Origin of the sequence: Kitasatospora sp. NPDC057518 (assembly GCF_042802075.1) — a bacterium.
Taxonomy (GTDB): domain Bacteria; phylum Actinomycetota; class Actinomycetes; order Streptomycetales; family Streptomycetaceae; genus Kitasatospora.
Map to the genome: position 1 here is coordinate 1 of NZ_JBHVEU010000151.1, position 18,104 is coordinate 18,104.

The following is an 18,104-nucleotide window of genomic DNA, read 5'->3' on the forward strand; positions in this document are numbered from 1 at the left end:
GACTCCGAGGAGTCCGGGGCCGTCGGGGTGCGGCGGGGCCGTGGGGCCGTCAGATGTGCACGGACGGGCCCGCGTCGGTGGTGCCGCGGCGGGTGAGCAGGCCGAGCGCGGCGGCGGCGAGGGCCACCACGGAGGCCACCGCGAAGGCGAGCGACATGCCGCTCACGAAGGACTCGTGGACGGCGCCGGCCATCGCGTCCACCGCCTGCTGCGGGGTGCCGGCCGGGGCCGGCGGGGCGATGCCGAGCTGGGCGGCCTGCTTGAGGCCCTCGCCCGCCGCGCCCTCGACCGGCGGCAGGCCGGCCTCGGCCCAGTTGCCCGGCAGCACGTCGCCGACCTTGGCGGCCATCAGCGCGCCCAGCACCGCGGTGCCGAGGCTGCCGCCGACCTGCATCGCGGCCTGCTGGAGGCCGCCGGCCACGCCGGACAGCTCCAGCGGGGCGTTGCCGACGATCACCTCGGTGGCGCCGACCATGACCGGGCTGATGCCGAGGCCCATCAGGACGAACCAGAGCGACATCACACCGTTGCCGGAGCCGGTGTCCAGGGTGGACATGCCGTACATCGCGACGGTGGTGATCAGCATCCCGGCCACGATCGGGATGCGCGGGCCCAGCTTCCCGATCGCCAGGCCGGCCAGCGGCGAGCCGACGATCATCATGCCGGTCATCGGCAGCAGGTGGACGCCGGCGTCGACCGGCTTCATCCCGTGCACGTTCTGGAGGTAGAAGGTCACGAAGAAGATCGCGCCGAAGAACGCGAAGGCCATCAGCGCCATCAGCAGCACGCCCGCCGACAGCGGCACCGAGCGGAACAGGCCGAGCGGCACCAGCGGCTCGCGGGCCTTGCCCTGCCAGAGCGCGAACAGCACCATCAGGACCACCGCGCCGCCCAGGAACAGCAGCGTCCGCCCGTCGCCCCAGCCCCACTCGGGGGCCTTGATGATGCCGAAGACCAGCGCGAACATCCCCACCGAGAGCAGCGCGATGCCGGGCAGGTCGAAGGACTTGGCGGCCTTCTCGGCGCGGACGTCCCGCAGGATCCACAGGCCCAGCGCCAGCGCGATCAGGCCGACCGGGACGTTGATGAAGAACACCGACTCCCAGTTGACGTGCTCGACCAGCAGGCCGCCGACGATCGGGCCGGCCGCGGTGGAGGCGCCGATCACGCCGCCCCAGATGCCGATCGCCATGTTGAGCCGCTCGGCCGGGAAGGCCCCGCGCAGCAGGCCGAGCGCGGCCGGCTGGAGCAGCGCGCCGAACAGGCCCTGGAGCACCCGGAAGGCGATCACGGTCTGGATGTTGCCGGCGAAGCCGATCGCGGCCGAGGTCACGGCGAAGCCCACCGCGCCGACCAGGAAGGTGGCCTTGTGGCCGAAGCGGTCGCCGATCTTGCCGGCGGTGACCAGGAAGACCGCCAGGGCCAGCAGGTAGCCGCTGGTGACCCACTGGATCTCGGCGGGCGCCGCGTGCAGCTTCTCCTGGATCACCGGGTTGGCGATGGCGACGATCGTGCCGTCCAGCGCGACCATCATGACGCCGACCGCGACGGTCAGCAGGGTCAGCCAGGGGTGCCCCTTGAGGCCGCCCCCCGACGGCGGGTTCGGCGGCGGCGGTGCGTCCGCCTCGGAGTTCTTCACGACGGACTGGCTCATCAGGGCCCTCCGGGGGCGTGGCTGGGGTGCAGGACGTGGTCGTGGCGCCCCGGCCCACCCGTCCCCACAGGTGCCCCGGCCCGACGGGCGCCACCTCGGCAGATTATGTCAGCCGCTGACATTCGGCAAACAGTGACTTCTGGCCATAACTGACATTTGTCAGAGCGCTAGGATCGTGCTCCCACCGCCGTACCCAGCCCTCCGGAAGGCCCCTGCTCATGGCCGCTCACACCCCCCGCACCACCGCCGCCCCGGAGGGCCCCGGGCGCACGCCCGGACTGCGCGAGCGCAAGAAGCAGCAGACCCGGTACGCCCTGATCCAGGCCGCCCACGTGCTCTTCCTCCGGCAGGGCTTCGCCCGGACGACCGTCGACGAGATCGCCTCCGCCGTCGACGTCTCCCAGCGCACCTTCTTCCGCTACTTCGCCAACAAGGACGAGGTCGCGCTCGCCGTGATGGCCGTGGCCGAGGACTACTTCATGGAGTGCCTGCGCCACCGCCCGGCCGAGGAGACCCCGCTCCAGGCCCTGCGCGCCTCGATCGTCAAGGCCTGGCACGACCTCGGCAGCGAGGAGGCCGCCGGCCCCGGCTCGATCCACAGCGCCCTCGAACTCATGCGGATGATCGAGGAGACGCCCCCGCTGCTCGCCGCCCACCTGCGGCGGGTCAACGAGCAGGAACGGCTGGTCGTCCGGGTGCTCGCCGAACGCGAGGGCCTGGACCCGGCCGAGGACCTGCGCCCGGCCGTGCTCGCCGCCGTCTTCGGCGGACTGCTGCGCCTGGCCCACCTCTCCTGGAGCGCCGAGCACGAGCCGGCCGGCCCCGAGGGCATGGTCGCGGTGATCGAGCGTCACTTCGACCAGCTCGGCCCGGCCCTGGCCGGCCACTGGCACGACCGCGCGTAGTACCCGGCCGCGCACCCGCGTCATACCGGGGTATCACCCGGTACCCCGGTAGCACCCGGAAAATCGGGCTCCGGTGCGACGCCCGGCGGGGCCCCGCCCTCCTAGGCTGGCGCGCGATGAAGAACCTCACCGCCGCCGACGTCCGCCCGCACGCCCTGCGCCTGCTGGGCACCTTCCGACACCACCTGACCACCCCGAGCGGCGGCCACACCCCGCTGCTCGGAACGTCGCCCCGGCGCTGGGTGCGCCGGCTGCCGTACGCCGTCGTCCTGATCATGCTGTCCTCGCTGATCCCCGCCGGGATCGCCACCCTGGTCGGCTTCTTCGGCCTGGTGCTCCCGGTGGCCGGCGCGCTCACCGTCGCCCAGACGGTGCCGCTGCTGCTCGCCATCACCCGGCCGCTGGCCGCCTGGTGGATCAGCGCGGGCACCCTGGTCGCCACCGCCACCATCACCGCCCGGTACGACCAGGACGGCGGCACCTGGCCGTGGACCGCGCCGATGATCCTCTCGTACCTCTTCCTGCTGATCGCCCTGGCGCTGCGGGAGAGCCGGGCCACCCTGCTCTCGGTCTGGCTCGCCACCATCGCGCTCACCGCGCTCACCACCACGCTCGGCCTGCCCCGCTCCGGCGACGGCACCACCATGCTGCTGATCGCGCTCAGCGGCGCCGTGCTGCTGCTCGGCTGGGCCGTCCGGGACCGCGCCGAGGCGCGCCGGCTGCTCAGCGAGCAGGAGCAGATCAGCGAGGTCGAACGTGAACGCCGCACCCTGCTGGAGGAACGCGCCCGGATCGCACGGGAGTTGCACGACGTGGTCGCGCACCACATGTCGGTCATCGCGGTGCAGGCCGCCAGCGCGCCGTACCGGATCACCGGGGTGCCGGACGAGGCCGCCGAGGAGTTCACCGCGATAGCCGGCACCGCCCGCGAGTCGCTGGCCGAGATGCGCCGGCTGCTCGGCGTGCTGCGCAGCGAGGAGTCCGGCGGGGAGCGGGCCCCGCAGCCCGGGGTGGGCCAACTCGCCCAGCTGGTCGAGACGGTGGGCCGGGCCGGGGTGCCGGCCGAACTGACGGTGGAACCGGGCCTGGTGGACCTGCTGGACCAGGCACCGCAGGCCGTCGGCCTGTCCGCCTACCGGATCGTGCAGGAGGCGCTGGCCAACGTGGTGCGGCACGCCCCCGGCGCGCGGGCCTGGGTGTCGCTGAGCACCGACGGCCCGGCGCTGCTGGTGACGGTGGTCAACGCGCCCCCGCCGCAGCGCACCGAGTCGCTGGAGGCCTCGGTCGAGGGCACCGGGCAGGGGCTGGTCGGAATGCGTGAACGCGTCCGGCTGGTCGATGGCAGGCTGGACACCGGCCCGTTGCCGGACGGCGGCTTCAAGGTGGCCGCCGTCCTGCCCGTCGACCGCCCCGACACCGACACCCCCCAGGAGACCACCGCATGACCATCCGCGTGATCATCGTCGACGACCAGGCCATGGTGCGCGCGGGCTTCGCGGCCCTGCTCAACGCCCAGAGCGACATCGACGTGGTGGGGGACGCGGCGGACGGCGCCCAGGCCCTGGAGGTCAACGGCCGCACCCACCCGGACCTGGTGCTGATGGACGTCCGGATGCCCGTCATGGACGGCCTGGAGGCGGCCCGGCGGCTGCTCGACCCGGCCGTGCCCGGCGCCCACCGGCCCAAGGTGCTGATGCTGACCACCTTCGACGTGGACGACTACGTGTACGAGGCACTGCGCGCCGGGGCCAGCGGCTTCCTGCTCAAGGACGCCCCGCCGGCCGACCTGATCGCCGCGGTCCGGGTGGTCGCGGCCGGCGAGGCGCTGCTCGCCCCCTCGGTGACCCGCCGGCTGATCGAGGACTTCGCCCGCACCCGCCCGGCCAGGCGCCGCGACCCCAAGGTGCGGCTCAACGGCCTGACCCCGCGCGAGACCGAGGTGCTGGAGCTGATCGCCCGCGGCCTGTCCAACCAGGAGATAGCCGCCGGGCTGGTGCTCGCCGAGCAGACCGTCAAGACCCACATCGGGCGCATCCTCGCCAAGCTCGGCCTGCACAACCGCGCCCAGGCGGTGATCCTGGCCTACGAGTCCGGCCTGGTGACACCGGGTCAGTAACCGGCAGCTGTTCGCCCGCTCCTCTGATACCCGGGTAGCACCCGGGAGTTGGCCCCGCGGTGTGACGTCCGCGGGGCCGTCGCATTCCTACCTTCCTCCTCGTCGGAAGCCGAACCGAGTCGGCGGCCGAACGGACGAGGAGGGAGCAGGGACATGCGCAGGTTTCGAGCCGGGCGGGCGATCGCCGGCGCCGCGGTGGCAGTGGCGATCATGCTCGGCGCGGGCGGCTGGGCCGCCGACACCCAGACCCCGGTCACCGGCCCGCCGCCCGGCAGCGCCGCGTGGACGGCCGACACCTCGCTCGGCCTGCGGCTGCCCGACCCGGCCACCACCGAACCGGCCCGGGTCGCCGCGTTCTTCGCCGGGCTGGACCCGGCCCGGCAGGACGCCCTGACCGCCCGGTACCCGCTGGTGGTCGGCAACCTGGACGGCGCCCCGGTCGCCCTCCGGTACCGGGCCAACGCCCTGGCCCTGACCGCCGAGCGCACCCGCGAACTCGCCCGGGCCGCCGACCCCGCCCTCACCCCGCAGGACCACGAGGCCGCCCGCACCCGCGCCGAGCGCTACCGCGCCCTGCTGGACGGCGGCCGGCGGATCCTCGCCTTCGACCCGCGCGGCCGCGGTCAGGTCGCCGAGGTGTACGGCGACCTCGCCACCGCCCGCCGCACCGCCGTGATCGTCCCCGGCTCCGACACCGACCTGCTCCGCTTCGACCGCGCCGGCGACCCGTACGGCACCCCGGCCGGCATGGCCCGGGCGCTCCTGGACGCCACCGGCGGACGGACCGCCGTGATCGCCTGGGCCGGCTACACCACCCCGCTCGGCCTCGGCCTGGACGCCGCCACCGAGGACCTGGCCCGGGCCGGCGCCCCCCGCCTCACCCGGCTGCTCGACGGACTCGCCGTCACCACCCGCCCGCAGGACCCGCCCACCGTGTTCTGCCACAGCTACGGCTCGGTGGTCTGCGGCCTGGCCCGCCCCACCCCCGCACAGGCCTCCGGCGTGGTGGTGCTCGGCTCGCCCGGCATGGGCGTCGGCTCGGCCGCCGACCTCGACCCGGGCGTCCCGCTCTGGGCCACCGCCCGCAACGACTCCGACTGGATCGGCGACGTGCCCAAGGTCCGGCTGTTCGGCCTCGGCCACGGCGCCGACCCGACCGCCCCCGGCTTCGGCGCCCGCCCGCTGCCCGCCACCGGATCCCACGGCCACACCGGCTACTTCGCCCCCGGCACCGCCTCCCTCGCCGCCTACGCCGCCGTCGCCCTCGGCCGCGCCTGACCCGCCCGCACCGGAAGGAGCACCACCATGGCCGACACCCTCGCCGCCCCGCCCCGTACCCCCCGAGCGCTCGCCGCCGGACCGCTCACCGCCCTGCGCCGCGCCGCCGCGCGGGTCGACGCGAAGACCCCGGCCGACCGCGACCGCGCCCTGGACGGGCTGCGCGCCCTCGCCCTGCTCGCCGTACCGGTCGGCCACTGGATGCTCGGCGGCTTCACCCGCTCCCCCGACGGCGCCCTGCACAACGCCAGCCCGCTCTCCACCCTCGGCTTCTTCGCCCCGCTCAGCTGGGTGCTCCAGATGCTCGGGGTGTTCTTCCTGGTCGGCGGCCACTCCTCGGTCCGCTCGCTGGAGCGGGCCCGGGCCAAGGGCGTCACGTACGGCGGCTGGCTGCGGGCCCGTGCGGTCCGGCTGCTGCGCCCGGTGCTCGGGGTGGCGGCCGTCTGGGCGGCGCTGATCCCGCTGCTGCCCGCGCTCGGCGTCCCCGAGGACACCGTGCGCACCGGCGCCACCCTGGTGGTGCAGCCGCTCTGGTACATCGGGGTCTACCTGGGGCTGACGGCCCTCACCCCGCTCTGCGTGGCCGCCGGGCGCCGGCTGGGCGGCTGGTCGGCGGGCCTGCTGGTGGCCTCGGTCGCCGCCGTCGACCTGCTGCGGTACGGGCCGTGGGCCGGGTCGGTGCCGTCCTGGGTCGCGCTGCTGAACATCCTGCCGGGCTGGCTGTTCGGCTACCAGCTGGGCGTGCTCTGGGCGCAGGGCCGGCTCGGCCGCCCGGCGGCCCGGGTGCTGCTGCTCGGCGGCGGCGCGCTGTTCGCCGCGCTGCTGCTGGTCTTCCACTACCCGGCCAGCATGGTCGGCGTGCCCGGGGCGGAGCGGACCAACTCGCACCCGCCGTCCCTGCTGGTGCTCGCCCTGGCGGCGTTCCAGTGCGGCGCCGCGGTGCTGCTGCGGGAGCGGCTGGGCCGGCTGCTGACCGGCCGTCCGCTGCTCTGGCTGCCGGTCGTGGTGGTCAACCTGTCGGCGATGACGATCTTCTGCTGGCACCAGAGCGCGATGCTCGCGGTGGCGGTGCCCGGCGCGGCCGCCCTGGGCGCCGTCCCGGGGCTGAGCACGGCGCCGGACTCGCTCGGCTGGGTGGTCGCCCGGCTGGCGCTGCTGCCGCTGTTCGGCGCCGTGCTGGTGGCGGTCGGCTGGTTCACCCGCCGGTTCGACGGCCCCTGGACGGCCTTCTCCCGGGGCGGCAAGGCGGTGGCCGGGGCCGCGGCGGCGCTGTTCGCGGCGTACGCGCTGGGCATGGTGTGACGGTCCGCCGGGTGCGGCCTGGCCGAACGGCGGGGCGCACCACCGTCGCAGGGGCGTGGACCGGTCGGTCCGCGCCCCTGCGGCCGTCGCCCACCGCGCCGGGGGCGCACTGTCAGTGCCCTGCCCTACCCTGCCGCCATGGTGACGTTCGACGAGTTCCGCACGATGGCCCTGGCCCTGCCGGAGGCCGCCCAGGAGCCGACCTGGGACATCGAGACGCTGCGGGTGCGCGGCCGGATCTTCGCGATGGGCGCGCCCGACGGGGACCGCGTCACCGTCAAGGCCTCCCCCGAGGACCAGGCCGAACTGCTCGCCGCCGAGCCCGAGGTGTTCTCCTCCGCCCCGTACGTCGGCCGGCACGGCTGGGTGAGCGTCCGGCTGGACCTGGTGGACGGGGACGAGCTGCGCGACCTGGTCACCGAGGCCTGGCGGCGGACGGCACCGAAGCGCCTGGTCCGCGCGTTCGACGAGTCCGGGGTCTGAGCGCGCCCCTTCCCACCGGCCACACCGGCCTCCGTACGAACCACTGTCCGAACCACTGGGAGACGTCGGACGGACACCCCTGGTTCATGTGAGCCATCCCACAGTTTAGGCGTTCCCGGCATCCCTTCGGGCCCCCTAGGCTTGCGCAGGGAAGTCAGCAGAGCTATCGCACCCTCCGGGCACCACCGCCCGCGAAACGGTGCGGGCCCCAAGGGAGTTGGTGCGGTGCGCATCCGTCGGCGCTGGAAGCGGGTACTGATCGGGGCGTTCGCCGGCTGCGCGGTGCTCGCCGACGCCGGGGCCGTCGCCGCCGCGGCCGCCGTCTCCTCCGAACAGCTGGCGATCTCCACGCCCCCGGCCGGCAGCGCCGCCTGGGTCGAGGACCACTCCTTCGGCCGCTCCCTGCCCGACCCGGCGACCACCACCCCGGCCGCCGCCGCGGCGTTCTTCGCCTCGCTCGCGCCCACCGAGCTGGACCGGCTGATCCAGGACTACCCGCTGGTCGTCGGCAACTACGACGGCGCCCCGCTGGACCTGCGCTACCGCGCCAACCGGATCGCCCTGGCCGCCGAGCACGACCGGGCCCTGGCCCGCGCCGCCGACGGCACGCTGGACTCCGACACCCGCGCGCTGGCCGTCTCCCGCGCCAACGACGTCGAGCACCTGCTCGCCCCCGACCGGCAGATCCTGGCCTTCGACCCGCGCGGCCGCGGCCTGGTCACCGAGGTGTGGGGCGACCTCGCCGACGCCGAGCGGATCTCCGTGCTCGTCCCCGGCTCGGACGCCGACCTCGGCCACCACGACCAGGCGGCCGACCCGCTGCGCTCCCCGGCCGGCATGGCCCGCGCCCTCCACACCGAGGAGCAGCGCCAGGCCCCGGACACCCGGACCGCCGTGATCTCCTGGACCGGCTACGTCACCCCGTCCGGCCTCGGCCCGGACGCGGCCACCTCCCGGCTCGCCGACGTCGCCGCCCCCCGGCTGGAGCGGCTGCTCGCCGGGCTCAAGGAGACCACCCGGCCGGACGCGCCGCCGGCGCTGCTCTGCCACTCGTACGGCTCGGTGGTCTGCGGTACGGCCGCCCCGGACATCCCGCGCGCGGCCGCCTCGCCGTCCGACACCTCCGGCATCACCGACCTGGTGGTCTTCGGCAGCCCGGGCATGGGCGTGCAGAACACCGGCGAGCTGGGCGCGGGCGTGCACCTCTGGGCCACCCGCAACCCCAGCGACTGGATCGGCAACGTGCCGTTCATGGAGGTCGGCGGGCTCGGCCACGGCGCCGACCCGGCCGCGAGCGGCTTCGGCTCCGAGCTGATCTCCTCGGCCCGCGCGGCCGGCCACAACGGCTACCTCACCGAGGGCACCGACAGCCTGCACAACTTCGCGGCGATCTCCCTCGGCCACTACCAGGACGTGGTCCGGGCCAACCCGGGCTCCTAAGACCCGTCTTCGTACAGCCGCAGGGCCTCCGCCGCCGCCCGGGCCAGTTCGCGCCGGGCGGCCGGCGGGGCCAGCACCTCGACGTCCGCGCCGAAGGCCAGCAGCGACCGGACGGCCGCCGGGGCCGGGAAGGCCATCGCCACCTCGGTCCACTCCTCGGCCGGGACGGCGCCCGGCTCCGGCGGCGGTGCGGTGACCCGGCCGCCGTGGATGCGCAGGAACATGTCCAGCCGTCCGCGCCGGACCCGCACCCGCACCGGCACGTCCTTCGGCAGCCGTTCGACCTGCTCGCGCAGCACCGCCCAGACCTCGCCGAGCCCGACCCCGGTCCGGCGCCGCACCGCCTCCTCGGTGGTGTCGGCGGCCAGCACCCGGTCGGCCCGGAACAGCCGCGGCTCGCCGTGCAGATCGGCCACCAGGTACCAGACCGCGGCCTTGCTCACCAGCCCGTACGGGTCGACGGTGTACTCCACCGGCGCGGGCGTGCCGCTGTGCCGGTAGCGCAGCCGCAGCCGCCGGTCGGCGAAGACGGCGTACTGCAGCTCGCCCAGGTCCGGCCCGGCGGCGGGGCCGGCCGCGCCGGGGGTCTGCATCCAGCGGGCCGGGTCGACCAGGATCCGCTCGCGGACCCGCTCGGCGGCCGGCCGGTGCGGGGCCGGCAGCGCCGCCATCACCTTGCGCAGCGCCGAGCCGAGCGCGCCGTCCAGCCCGAGGTCGCTGTGCGCGCCCTGGGCGGAGAGCACGAACAGCGCCCTGGCCTCGTCCGCGGTCAGGCCGGTGACGTCGGTGCGGTAGCCGGGCAGCAGGCCGATGCCGCCGTGCCGCCCGCGTTCGGTGAACACCGGCACCCCGGCGGCGGAGAGCGACTCGACGTCGCGGTAGATGGTGCGGACGGACACCTCCAGCCGCTCGGCGAGTTCGGTGGCGGGCACCCGGCCGCGGGTCTGGAGCAGCAGGAGGATCGAGAGCAGGCGGTCGGCCTTCATGGTCCAAGAATCCCAGTAATCCTGACGGCCGTTGTCAGGTTTTACTGGGAGATTGCGTTCCGGGCCCGAAAGGGGCCCGAACGACCACCCGACACCAGGGAGTTGAGCGCCATGACCGCCGTCCAGGACACCCGCCCGCAGTACCAGGCCGCCCTCGACCAGCTGGAGAAGCTGTTCGCCACCGTCACCCCGGCCGACCTCGACCGGCCCACGCCCTGTACCGAGTTCACCCTGCGCGGGCTGCTGAACCACGTGGTCGGCGGCGTCCACCGGTTCGCGTACATGGGCGAGGGCGGCCACGCCGAGGACACCGTGGCCGCCATCGAGGACCCGTCCGACGAGGGCTGGCCGGCCGCCCTGGGCCGGGCCCGCGCCCGGGTGACCGCCGCCTGGGCGGACGACGCCAAGCTCGGCCGCCCGACCGTCGCCCCCTGGGGCGAGGTGCCCGGCGCGATGGCGGTCGGCGGCTACCTGATGGAGCTGGTGACCCACTCCGGGGACATCGCCCGGAGCCTCGACAACGGCTTCGCCCTGGACGACGACCTGGCGCGGACCGCCCTGGGCATCGCCGAGTTCGTGCTGCCGGCCGAGCGGCGGGTGCCGGGCGTTCCGTTCGCCGCCGTCCGGCCGGTCGCCGAGGACGCCGACGTGCACACCCGGCTGGCCGCCTGGACGGGCCGTACGGTCTGAGCCGGGCGGCCGACCCGGGGCGTCCGCCGACTCCCCGGGCCGCCGGTGCCCGCTACTCGCGCGCCGCCGAGGTGGAGCTCATGTCCGCGTAGCGGCTCCCCGCCACCCGGCCGGCCACCGGCTCCAGCAGCGCCAGCTCCTCGGCGGTCAGCCGCAGCGTCGCCGCCGCGGTGTTCTCGGCGAGCCGGCTCCGCTTGCGGGTGCCCGGGATCGGCACCACGGCCAGCCCGTGCACCTCGGCCCGCTGGTGCACCCAGGCCAGCGCGACCTGGGCGAGCGTGACGCCGCGGGCCGCGGCGATCTCCCGCAGCGGGTCGAGCAGTTCGCCGTTGGCGGCCGCGTTGTCGCCGGTGAAGCGGGGGTGGTTGCGGCGGTAGTCGTTCGCCGAGAGCTCCGTGGCGTCCTGGAAGGCGCCGGTCAGGAAGCCCCGCCCGAGCGGCGAGTACGGCACGAAGGCGACGCCCAGCTCCGCCGCGGCCGGCACCGCCGTGCTCTCGACGTCGCGGGCGAACACCGACCATTCGGACTGGAGCGCGGCGATCGGGTGGACGGCGTGCGCCTCGCGCAGCTCGGCCCCGGTCACCTCGGACAGGCCGAGGTGGCGCACCTTGCCGGCCTTCACCAGCTCGGCCATGGCGCCGACCGAGTCGGCCAGCGGCACCGCCGGGTCGCGGCGGTGCATGTAGTACAGGTCGATCTCGTCCACGCCGAGGCGGCGCAGCGAGGCGTCCACCGCGGTCCGGATGTACGCCGGGTCGTTGCTGATGCCGCGGACGGCGCCGTCCTCCTCGGAGCGCAGGATGGCGAACTTGGTGGCGAGCACCACCTTGTCCCGGTTGGCCCGGACGAAGGGGCCGATGAGCTCCTCGTTGCGGCCGGAGCCGTACATGTCGGCGGTGTCGAAGAGGGTGACGCCGGTCTCCAGCGCGGCGTCCAGGGTGGCGAGCGCCTCGTCGGCGTCGGTGGGGCCGTAGAACTCGCTCATGCCCATGCAGCCGAGGCCCTGGACGCCCACCAGCGGGCCGCCGGTGCCGAGTTCGACGGTGGGAAGGACGGTCTGAGTCATGCGCTCTGCTCTTCCTCTCCATGGATGTTCTGGCACTTGGCCGGGATGCCGGCGCCGACGGCGCCCTTCCCGGCATAGATGTCGATCTTGTAGTCGAGGACGGCGAGGGTCGCCTGGAGGTCCACGATCCGCTGTCGGACCTCCTCGCGCTGGGCCTCCAGGAGCAGCCGACGCTCCCCGTAGGTCTGCTCGCCCTGGCGGGCCATGTCCACGTACTTGAGCATGTCCGCCACCGACATGCCGGTCAGCCGCAGCCGGCCCAGGAAGGCCAGCCGGTGCAGGTCGGCGTCGGAGTAGCGGCGCTGGCCGCCCGCCGCCCGGTCGACCGGGTCCAGCAGGCCGATCCGCTCGTACCAGCGCAGGGTGTGGGCGGTCAGCCCGCTCGCCGTGGCGACCTCGCTGATGGTGTGCCTCGGGCTCGGGTCCGGATCGCCGACGGGGCGGCTGAAGACCTCGGAGCAGCTGCGCAGGTCGATCTCGATGCGTGCGGGTGCGGCCATCGCTCGTTCCCCCTTGTCCTGTGCGACGGGAACGACGCTACAGAGTTTGAGTGCACTCCAAGCAAGCCCGCCATCCGGGTGGGCCCGCCACCACCTTTTCCGAGGATTTTCCCGGCGACTAGAGTCGGGCCCATGGAGAGCTTGCGGATGATCGAGAACTGGCCGGTGCCCCATGCCGCGGCGGCGGTGGTCCGGGCGGCGGACGGCGCGGTGCTGGGCGCGCACGGGCCGCAGCAGCACCTGTTCCCGCTCGCCTCGGTGACCAAGCTGCTCACCTCGTACGCGGCGCTGGTCGCCTTGGAGGAGGGCGTGTTCGAGCTGGACGACCCGGCCGGGCCGCCCGGGTCCACCGTCCGCCACCTGCTCGCGCACACCTCCGGCCTGGGCTTCGACGAGGACCGGGTGTTCGCCGAGCCCGGCAACCGCCGGCTCTACTCCAACGCGGGCTTCGACGCGCTGGCCCGGACGCTCTCCGAGGCCGCCGGGATCGAGTTCTCCCGCTACGTCGCCGAGGCGGTGTTCGAGCCGCTGGGCATGACGGACACCCTGATCCACACCGCCCACAAGTCCCCGGCCGGCGCCGGCGGCCTGTCCACCGTCGCCGACCTCACCCGGTTCGCCGCCGAGCTGCAGGCCCCCAAGCTGCTGGACCCGTCCACCGTCCGGCAGGCCACCCGCGAGGTCGCCTTCCCCGGCACCAGCGGCGTGCTGCCCGGCTACGGCCACCGCCGCCCGAACGACTGGGGCCTCGGCTTCGAGATCCGCGACGGCAAGAGCCCGCACTGGACCGGCACCGCCAACTCCCCCGGAACCTTCGGCCACTTCGGCCAGTCCGGCACCTTCCTGTGGGTCGACCCGCAGGCCGGCGCGGCCTGCGTCGCGCTCACCGACCGGGACTTCGGACCGTGGGCGGTCGAGGCCTGGCCGGCCTTCTCGGACGCGGTGCTGGCGGAACTGAACGGCTGACGGTCAGCCGTACGAGACCGGCGAGTGCATCTCCCAGAGCAGGAGTTCGGCGCCGGTCTCCCCCGCCGCCGGGTCGGCGAAGGCCTCGCCGGTGATCCGCACGCTGTCGCCCGGGACCATCGAGCGGCCGCCGCCCTTGGGCCCCGGGACGGTCCGGTAGCCCAGCGAGCCGGCCGTCAGGTGCGCGTACCGCCAGGGCGCCTCGGGCAGCGGCGGCAGCGGCTGCCACGGCCCGGCGGTGGCCAGCCAGAGCGCGGCGTCGCGGCGTCGCAGCCGCAGGGCGTCCGTCCCGGCGTCGCGCTCCAGACCGGAGGCGAGCAGCGTCAACCCGCCGTCCGCCGGTTCCACCTTGCGCAGGCCGTACGCGGGCGGCGCGTCGAACTCGTCCGGCTGGAGCCACATCTGGACGAAGCGGACCGGCCCGGTGGCGCCGCCGACGTTGCGCTCGGTGTGGGTGACGCCGGAGCCGGCGCTGAGGTGCTGCACCATCCCGGGCCGGACCACCCCGCTGTGGCCGTGCGAGTCCCGGTGGGCCAGCGCCCCTTCCAGCACCCAGGTGAGGATCTCGGTGTCCCGGTGCTTGTGCTCCTCGAACCCGGCGCCGGGGGCGAGGAGTTCCTCGTTGCACGCGAGCAGCGCGCCGAAGTGGGTGTTCTTCGGGTCGTAGTGGCCCGAGAAGGAGAACGCGTGCCGGGTCTCGACGCCCTCGGCCGGGGCGGAGCGGTAGCGTTCGGCGGTGCGGCGCAGGTCGGCGCGGGGGCGGTCGGCGGCTTCGGTCACGCCCCCACCGTAGTCGCCGGCGCGCGGGGTGTGACTCTTGCCACCGCGCCGCTCCGCCGGGGGGTGTGCACGAGCAGTCACTCGCGTGAGGCAGTCTTGTCCTTGTGCCAGCCGCTTCCGCGAACTCCAAGAGCGAACCCAGCCCCAGCCCCGCACCCGACCCCACCGGGAAGAGCCCGGCCGCCCGGGCGGGCCGTGACCGCCCCGGCCGCGCGGCGCCCCGCCTGACGGCGCAGGAGCGCAGAAACGCCGCCGAGCGCGCCGAGCGCCGGGCCGCGACGCTCAAGCGGCTGGAGAAGTCCTCCGGCAAGCTGGCCACCGCCGCGATCTCGCGGATGGACGACCAGCTCGGCTGGTACCGGCGGATGCCCCCGGAGCACCGGTCCTGGATCGGCCTGGTCGCCCAGGCCGGCATCGCCGCCTTCACCGAGTGGTACCGCCACCCCGACGCCGCCCAGGCGATCTCCACCGACGTCTTCGGCACCGCCCCGCGCGAGCTGACCAGGGCGATCACCCTGCGCCAGACCGTCGAGCTGATCCGCACCACGATCGAGGTGATGGAGGAGGCCATCGAGGAGGTGGCCGCCCCCGGCGACGAGGCGGACATGCGCGAGTCGGTGCTGGTCTACGCCCGGGAGATCGCCTTCGCGACCGCCCAGGTGTACGCCCAGGCCGCCGAGGCGCGCGGCGCCTGGGACGCCCGGCTGGAGGCGCTGGTGGTGAACTCGCTGCTGTCCGGCGACGCCGACGAGGGCGTGCTCTCGCGGGCCGCGGCGCTCGGCTGGGGCCAGCCCAGCCAGGTCCGGGTGGTGATGGGCAGCGCGCCGGACGGAGACAGCGAGCTGGTGGTCGAGGCGATCCGCCGGGCCGCCCGGTACGCCAAGCTGAACGTACTGACCGGGGTGCTGGGCAAGCGCCTGGTGGTCGTGGTCGGCGGCGAGAAGGAGCCGGTGCACGCGGCCCGCGCGCTGATCGGCCAGTTCGCGCCGGGCCCGGTGGTGGTCGGCCCGACCGTGCCCGACCTGCTCTCCGCGACCCGCTCGGCCGCCGCCGCCGCGGCCGGCCTGCGGGCCTGCGCCGCCTGGCCGGACGCCCCCCGCCCGGTGCTGGCCGACGACCTGCTGCCCGAGCGGGCGCTGGCCGGCGACCAGGCCGCGCGCCGCCAGCTGGTGGAGGAGATCTACACACCGCTGGACGAGGCCGGCTCCGCCCTGCTGGAGACGCTGAGTGTCTACCTGGAGCAGGCCTCCTCGCTGGAGGGTGCGGCCCGGATGCTCTTCGTCCACCCGAATACGGTGCGCTACCGGCTACGACGTGTGACTGACGTCACGGGGTACGCCCCCTCCGACGTACGTTCGGCGTTCACTCTGCGGATCGCACTGGCCCTCGGCCGGCTGGACGCCGTCGGGGAGCCCGGCTGAGCCGGAGTGTAGGGACCATACAATCCCGGATGGTTTTCTTCGTTACCGTCGCCTACCCGCCCCTGGGCGCCTGGCGAGAGAGGGTTGAACCGTGCTCGTAATCGTCGCCCCTGGACAGGGTGCCCAGTCCCCCGGTTTCCTCAGCCCCTGGCTGGAGCTCGACGGCGTCGCCGACCGCCTGCGCGGTTGGTCGGAGGTCGCCGGGCTCGACCTGGTGCACGCCGGGACCGAGGCGTCCGCCGAGGAGATCAAGGACACCGCCGTCGCCCAGCCGCTGCTGGTCGCGGCCGGTCTGGTGACCGCCCGGGAGCTGTTCCCGGACGAGGACGCCGCCCGTGCGCTGGTCGGCGCCGTGGCCGGCCACAGCGTCGGTGAGATCACCGCCGCCGCCGGCGCCGGGGTGCTCACCGCCCACGACGCGCTGACCTTCGTGCGCGAGCGCGGCCGGGCCATGGCCGAGGCCGCCGCCGTCACCGAGACGGGCATGCTCGCCCTGCTCGGCGGCGAGCCGGAGGAGGTCGCGGCCAAGCTGGCCGAGCACGGCCTGACGGCGGCCAACAACAACGGCGGCGGCCAGATCGTCGCCGCCGGCACGCTGGACCAGCTGGAGGCGCTGAAGGCGGACCCGCCGACCCGCTCCAAGCTGGTGGCCCTCAAGGTGGCCGGCGCCTTCCACACCGAGCACATGGCCCCGGGCGTCGAGCGGCTGGCCGAGCTGGCCCCGACCCTGACCAGCGTGGCCGACCCGAAGGTCCGCTACGTCTCCAACAAGGACGGCGCGGTCGTGGACTCCGGCGCGGAGGTCCTCGCCCGCCTGGTGTCGCAGGTCTCCAACCCGGTCCGCTGGGACCTCTGCATGGAGACCCTCGGGCAGCTGGGCGCGACGGCCGTGATCGAGCTGTCCCCGGCCGGCACCCTCACCGCGCTGCTCAAGCGCAACCTCAAGGGTGTGGCCACGCTCGCCCTCAAGACCCCCGCCGATCTGGACAAGGCCCGCGCGCTCGTCGCGGAGCACGGCGGTCAGGAGCAGGAGAACCAGGCATGACCAAGCCCCAGATCCGTCCGGTGAGCGGCGCGCAGTACTCGCGCATCCTCGGCGTCGGCGGCTACCGTCCGGTCCGGGTGATCCCCAACTCCGAGGTCCTGGAGTGGATCGACTCCTCGGACGAGTGGATCCGCACCCGCAGCGGGATCGCCGAGCGCCGCTGGGCCGGCCCGGAGGAGTCCGTCTCCGAGATGTCCGTCCAGGCCGCCGGCAAGGCGATCGCCCAGGCCGGGATCACCGCCGAGCAGATCGGCGGCGTGATCGTCTCGACCGTCTCGCACTTCAAGCAGACCCCGGCGATCGCCACCGAGATCTCCGAGCGGCTCGGCTGCGGCACCGCCCCGGCCTTCGACATCTCGGCCGCCTGCGCCGGCTTCGGCTACGGCCTGGGCCTGGCCGACGGCATGATCCGCGGCGGCAACGCCGAGTACGTGCTGGTCATCGGCGTCGAGCGGCTCAGCGACCTGACCGACCGGTCGGACCGCTCCACCGCCTTCATCTTCGGCGACGGCGCCGGCGCCGTGGTCGTCGGCCCGTCCGACACTCCCGGCATCGGCAAGCTGGTCTGGGGCTCGGACGGCTCGCAGGCCGACCTGATCACCCAGACCGAGGCCTGGGACACCGCCTTCGCCAAGTCCGACGCCGTCAACGGCGCGGGCGAGGAGACCAAGTGGCCGGCCCTGCGGATGGACGGCCAGCCGGTCTTCCGCTGGGCGGTGTGGGAGATGGCCAAGGTGGCCCAGCAGGCGCTGGACGCCGCCGGGATCACCGCCGACCAGCTCGGCGCGTTCATCCCGCACCAGGCCAACATGCGGATCACGGATGCCATGATCAAGGCGCTCAAGCTGCCGGAGTCGGTGCCCGTCGCCCGCGACATCGCCGAGACCGGCAACACCTCCGCCGCCTCCATCCCGCTGGCGATGGAACGCATGCTGGAGAGCGGTGAGGCCCACAGCGGGGACCTGGCCCTGATCATCGGGTTCGGGGCGGGTCTCGTGTACGCCGCGGCAGTCGTTACTCTCCCCTAGGCGCATTCGCCCAATCCACAAGCCTGTGTCCGGCCGCCGGCCGGACGCGTTCAACACCGAAGAGGAGCAGCCAGTATGGCTACCAAGGACGAGGTCCTGGAAGGTCTCGCCGAGATCGTCAACGAGATCGCCGGTATCCCGACCGAGGATGTCGCGCTCGACAAGTCCTTCACCGATGACCTGGACGTCGACTCGCTGTCCATGGTCGAGGTCGTCGTGGCCGCCGAGGAGCGCTTCGACGTCAAGATCCCGGACGACGAGGTCAAGAACCTGAAGACCGTCGGCGACGCGGTGGACTACATCCTCGCCAACGCCGCCTGAGCGATCGAGTCGTTCGACTCGGCCAGCCCGCCCGGCGTCCCGTACGCCGGCGGGGGCTGACCGGTCGGCCGGGCTCGTGGAGCCCGACCGACCCCACCGGCCGGGACGCCCCCTCACCGGGGC

18 protein-coding genes are annotated in these 18,104 nt (G+C 74.5%); 13 read left to right on the plus strand and 5 right to left on the minus strand.

Going from position 1 to position 18,104, the window contains the following annotated elements; genetic code table 11:
- Window positions 1-49: 49 nt before the first annotated feature.
- Window positions 50-1,639 (minus strand): MFS transporter, encoded by a 1,590-nt coding sequence (locus tag ACFU7Z_RS17630; protein ID WP_380778109.1) that lies wholly within the window; start codon window positions 1,637-1,639, stop codon window positions 50-52.
- Between the two features lie 233 nt (window positions 1,640-1,872).
- Here ACFU7Z_RS17630 and ACFU7Z_RS17635 point away from each other — a divergent pair, with 233 nt between their 5' ends.
- The 7 genes from ACFU7Z_RS17635 to ACFU7Z_RS17665 all read left to right on the plus strand — a co-directional run bounded on the left by ACFU7Z_RS17635 (window position 1,873) and on the right by ACFU7Z_RS17665 (window position 9,178).
- A complete protein-coding gene (locus ACFU7Z_RS17635; protein ID WP_049652623.1) occupies window positions 1,873-2,559 on the plus strand; it encodes a TetR/AcrR family transcriptional regulator in 687 nt (228 codons plus the stop codon).
- 116 nt (window positions 2,560-2,675) lie between these two features.
- A complete protein-coding gene (locus tag ACFU7Z_RS17640) occupies window positions 2,676-4,004 on the plus strand; it encodes a sensor histidine kinase (protein WP_053112114.1) in 1,329 nt (442 codons plus the stop codon).
- Window positions 4,001-4,675, plus strand: a complete 675-nt coding sequence (locus tag ACFU7Z_RS17645) for a response regulator (protein WP_380778091.1) — start codon at window positions 4,001-4,003, stop codon at window positions 4,673-4,675. The genes ACFU7Z_RS17640 and ACFU7Z_RS17645 overlap by 4 nt, the downstream gene beginning before the upstream one ends.
- Window positions 4,676-4,828: 153 nt before the next feature.
- Window positions 4,829-5,953 carry an alpha/beta hydrolase gene (locus tag ACFU7Z_RS17650; protein WP_380778094.1) on the plus strand — a complete coding sequence of 375 codons (1,125 nt, stop codon included), beginning with the start codon at window positions 4,829-4,831 and terminating at the stop codon, window positions 5,951-5,953.
- A gap of 27 nt (window positions 5,954-5,980) precedes the next feature.
- The gene (locus ACFU7Z_RS17655) at window positions 5,981-7,255 is read left to right on the plus strand and encodes an acyltransferase (protein WP_380778096.1); all 1,275 of its coding nucleotides are present in this window, start codon (window positions 5,981-5,983) and stop codon (window positions 7,253-7,255) included.
- A 138-nt stretch (window positions 7,256-7,393) separates the two neighbouring features.
- The gene (locus ACFU7Z_RS17660) at window positions 7,394-7,738 is read left to right on the plus strand and encodes an MmcQ/YjbR family DNA-binding protein (protein WP_117487559.1); all 345 of its coding nucleotides are present in this window, start codon (window positions 7,394-7,396) and stop codon (window positions 7,736-7,738) included.
- Window positions 7,739-7,963: 225 nt separating this feature from the next.
- On the plus strand, window positions 7,964-9,178 hold the full coding sequence (locus tag ACFU7Z_RS17665; protein WP_259316584.1) for an alpha/beta hydrolase family protein: 1,215 nt from the start codon (window positions 7,964-7,966) through the stop codon (window positions 9,176-9,178).
- Here ACFU7Z_RS17665 and ACFU7Z_RS17670 read toward each other — a convergent pair.
- Window positions 9,175-10,164, minus strand: a complete 990-nt coding sequence (locus ACFU7Z_RS17670; RefSeq protein ID WP_380778099.1) for a helix-turn-helix transcriptional regulator — start codon at window positions 10,162-10,164, stop codon at window positions 9,175-9,177. The genes ACFU7Z_RS17665 and ACFU7Z_RS17670 overlap by 4 nt on opposite strands.
- A gap of 111 nt (window positions 10,165-10,275) precedes the next feature.
- Here ACFU7Z_RS17670 and ACFU7Z_RS17675 point away from each other — a divergent pair, with 111 nt between their 5' ends.
- Window positions 10,276-10,854 (plus strand): TIGR03086 family metal-binding protein, encoded by a 579-nt coding sequence (locus ACFU7Z_RS17675; RefSeq protein WP_380778101.1) that lies wholly within the window; start codon window positions 10,276-10,278, stop codon window positions 10,852-10,854.
- Window positions 10,855-10,906: 52 nt separating this feature from the next.
- Here the strand turns inward: ACFU7Z_RS17675 and ACFU7Z_RS17680 are convergent, their stop codons facing one another.
- Together ACFU7Z_RS17680 and ACFU7Z_RS17685 are read right to left on the minus strand one after the other, a co-directional pair.
- Entirely contained in the window at window positions 10,907-11,920 is a 1,014-nt protein-coding gene (locus tag ACFU7Z_RS17680; protein WP_117487561.1) for an aldo/keto reductase, read from the minus strand.
- Window positions 11,917-12,420, minus strand: coding sequence for a MerR family transcriptional regulator (locus ACFU7Z_RS17685; RefSeq protein ID WP_107086472.1), 504 nt, complete (start codon window positions 12,418-12,420; stop codon window positions 11,917-11,919). The genes ACFU7Z_RS17680 and ACFU7Z_RS17685 overlap by 4 nt, the downstream gene beginning before the upstream one ends.
- 132 nt (window positions 12,421-12,552) lie before the next feature.
- On the opposite strand from ACFU7Z_RS17685, the gene ACFU7Z_RS17690 reads away from it, so the two are divergent.
- Entirely contained in the window at window positions 12,553-13,386 is an 834-nt protein-coding gene (locus tag ACFU7Z_RS17690) for a serine hydrolase domain-containing protein (RefSeq protein WP_380778104.1), read from the plus strand.
- Between the two features lie 3 nt (window positions 13,387-13,389).
- On the opposite strand, the gene ACFU7Z_RS17695 is transcribed toward ACFU7Z_RS17690, so the two are convergent.
- Complete coding sequence (locus ACFU7Z_RS17695; RefSeq protein ID WP_380778106.1) at window positions 13,390-14,166, minus strand: pirin family protein; 777 nt, start codon at window positions 14,164-14,166, stop codon at window positions 13,390-13,392.
- A 224-nt stretch (window positions 14,167-14,390) separates the two neighbouring features.
- Here ACFU7Z_RS17695 and ACFU7Z_RS17700 point away from each other — a divergent pair, with 224 nt between their 5' ends.
- The 4 genes from ACFU7Z_RS17700 to ACFU7Z_RS17715 all read left to right on the plus strand — a co-directional run bounded on the left by ACFU7Z_RS17700 (window position 14,391) and on the right by ACFU7Z_RS17715 (window position 17,981).
- Complete coding sequence (locus tag ACFU7Z_RS17700) at window positions 14,391-15,587, plus strand: CdaR family transcriptional regulator (protein WP_074001159.1); 1,197 nt, start codon at window positions 14,391-14,393, stop codon at window positions 15,585-15,587.
- Between the two features lie 91 nt (window positions 15,588-15,678).
- Window positions 15,679-16,632, plus strand: coding sequence for an ACP S-malonyltransferase (locus tag ACFU7Z_RS17705; RefSeq protein ID WP_049656695.1), 954 nt, complete (start codon window positions 15,679-15,681; stop codon window positions 16,630-16,632).
- On the plus strand, window positions 16,629-17,660 hold the full coding sequence (locus tag ACFU7Z_RS17710; RefSeq protein ID WP_049656693.1) for a beta-ketoacyl-ACP synthase III: 1,032 nt from the start codon (window positions 16,629-16,631) through the stop codon (window positions 17,658-17,660). The genes ACFU7Z_RS17705 and ACFU7Z_RS17710 overlap by 4 nt, the downstream gene beginning before the upstream one ends.
- A 75-nt stretch (window positions 17,661-17,735) precedes the next feature.
- A complete protein-coding gene (locus ACFU7Z_RS17715; protein ID WP_049656691.1) occupies window positions 17,736-17,981 on the plus strand; it encodes an acyl carrier protein in 246 nt (81 codons plus the stop codon).
- The last annotated feature ends 123 nt before the right edge of the window (window positions 17,982-18,104 follow it).

Excerpts from the sequence above, each read along its gene's own strand:
- ACFU7Z_RS17635 (WP_049652623.1), top strand. The coding sequence starts at position 1,873 with ATGGCCGCTCACACCCCCCGCACCACCGCCGCCCCGGAGGGCCCCGGG.
- ACFU7Z_RS17640 (WP_053112114.1), top strand. The coding sequence starts at position 2,676 with ATGAAGAACCTCACCGCCGCCGACGTCCGCCCGCACGCCCTGCGCCTG.
- ACFU7Z_RS17645 (WP_380778091.1), top strand. The coding sequence starts at position 4,001 with ATGACCATCCGCGTGATCATCGTCGACGACCAGGCCATGGTGCGCGCG.
- ACFU7Z_RS17650 (WP_380778094.1), top strand. The coding sequence starts at position 4,829 with ATGCGCAGGTTTCGAGCCGGGCGGGCGATCGCCGGCGCCGCGGTGGCA.
- ACFU7Z_RS17655 (WP_380778096.1), top strand. The coding sequence starts at position 5,981 with ATGGCCGACACCCTCGCCGCCCCGCCCCGTACCCCCCGAGCGCTCGCC.
- ACFU7Z_RS17660 (WP_117487559.1), top strand. The coding sequence starts at position 7,394 with ATGGTGACGTTCGACGAGTTCCGCACGATGGCCCTGGCCCTGCCGGAG.
- ACFU7Z_RS17670 (WP_380778099.1), bottom strand. The coding sequence starts at position 10,164 with ATGAAGGCCGACCGCCTGCTCTCGATCCTCCTGCTGCTCCAGACCCGC.
- ACFU7Z_RS17675 (WP_380778101.1), top strand. The coding sequence starts at position 10,276 with ATGACCGCCGTCCAGGACACCCGCCCGCAGTACCAGGCCGCCCTCGAC.
- ACFU7Z_RS17680 (WP_117487561.1), bottom strand. The coding sequence starts at position 11,920 with ATGACTCAGACCGTCCTTCCCACCGTCGAACTCGGCACCGGCGGCCCG.
- ACFU7Z_RS17685 (WP_107086472.1), bottom strand. The coding sequence starts at position 12,420 with ATGGCCGCACCCGCACGCATCGAGATCGACCTGCGCAGCTGCTCCGAG.
- ACFU7Z_RS17690 (WP_380778104.1), top strand. The coding sequence starts at position 12,553 with ATGGAGAGCTTGCGGATGATCGAGAACTGGCCGGTGCCCCATGCCGCG.
- ACFU7Z_RS17710 (WP_049656693.1), top strand. The coding sequence starts at position 16,629 with ATGACCAAGCCCCAGATCCGTCCGGTGAGCGGCGCGCAGTACTCGCGC.
- ACFU7Z_RS17715 (WP_049656691.1), top strand. The coding sequence starts at position 17,736 with ATGGCTACCAAGGACGAGGTCCTGGAAGGTCTCGCCGAGATCGTCAAC.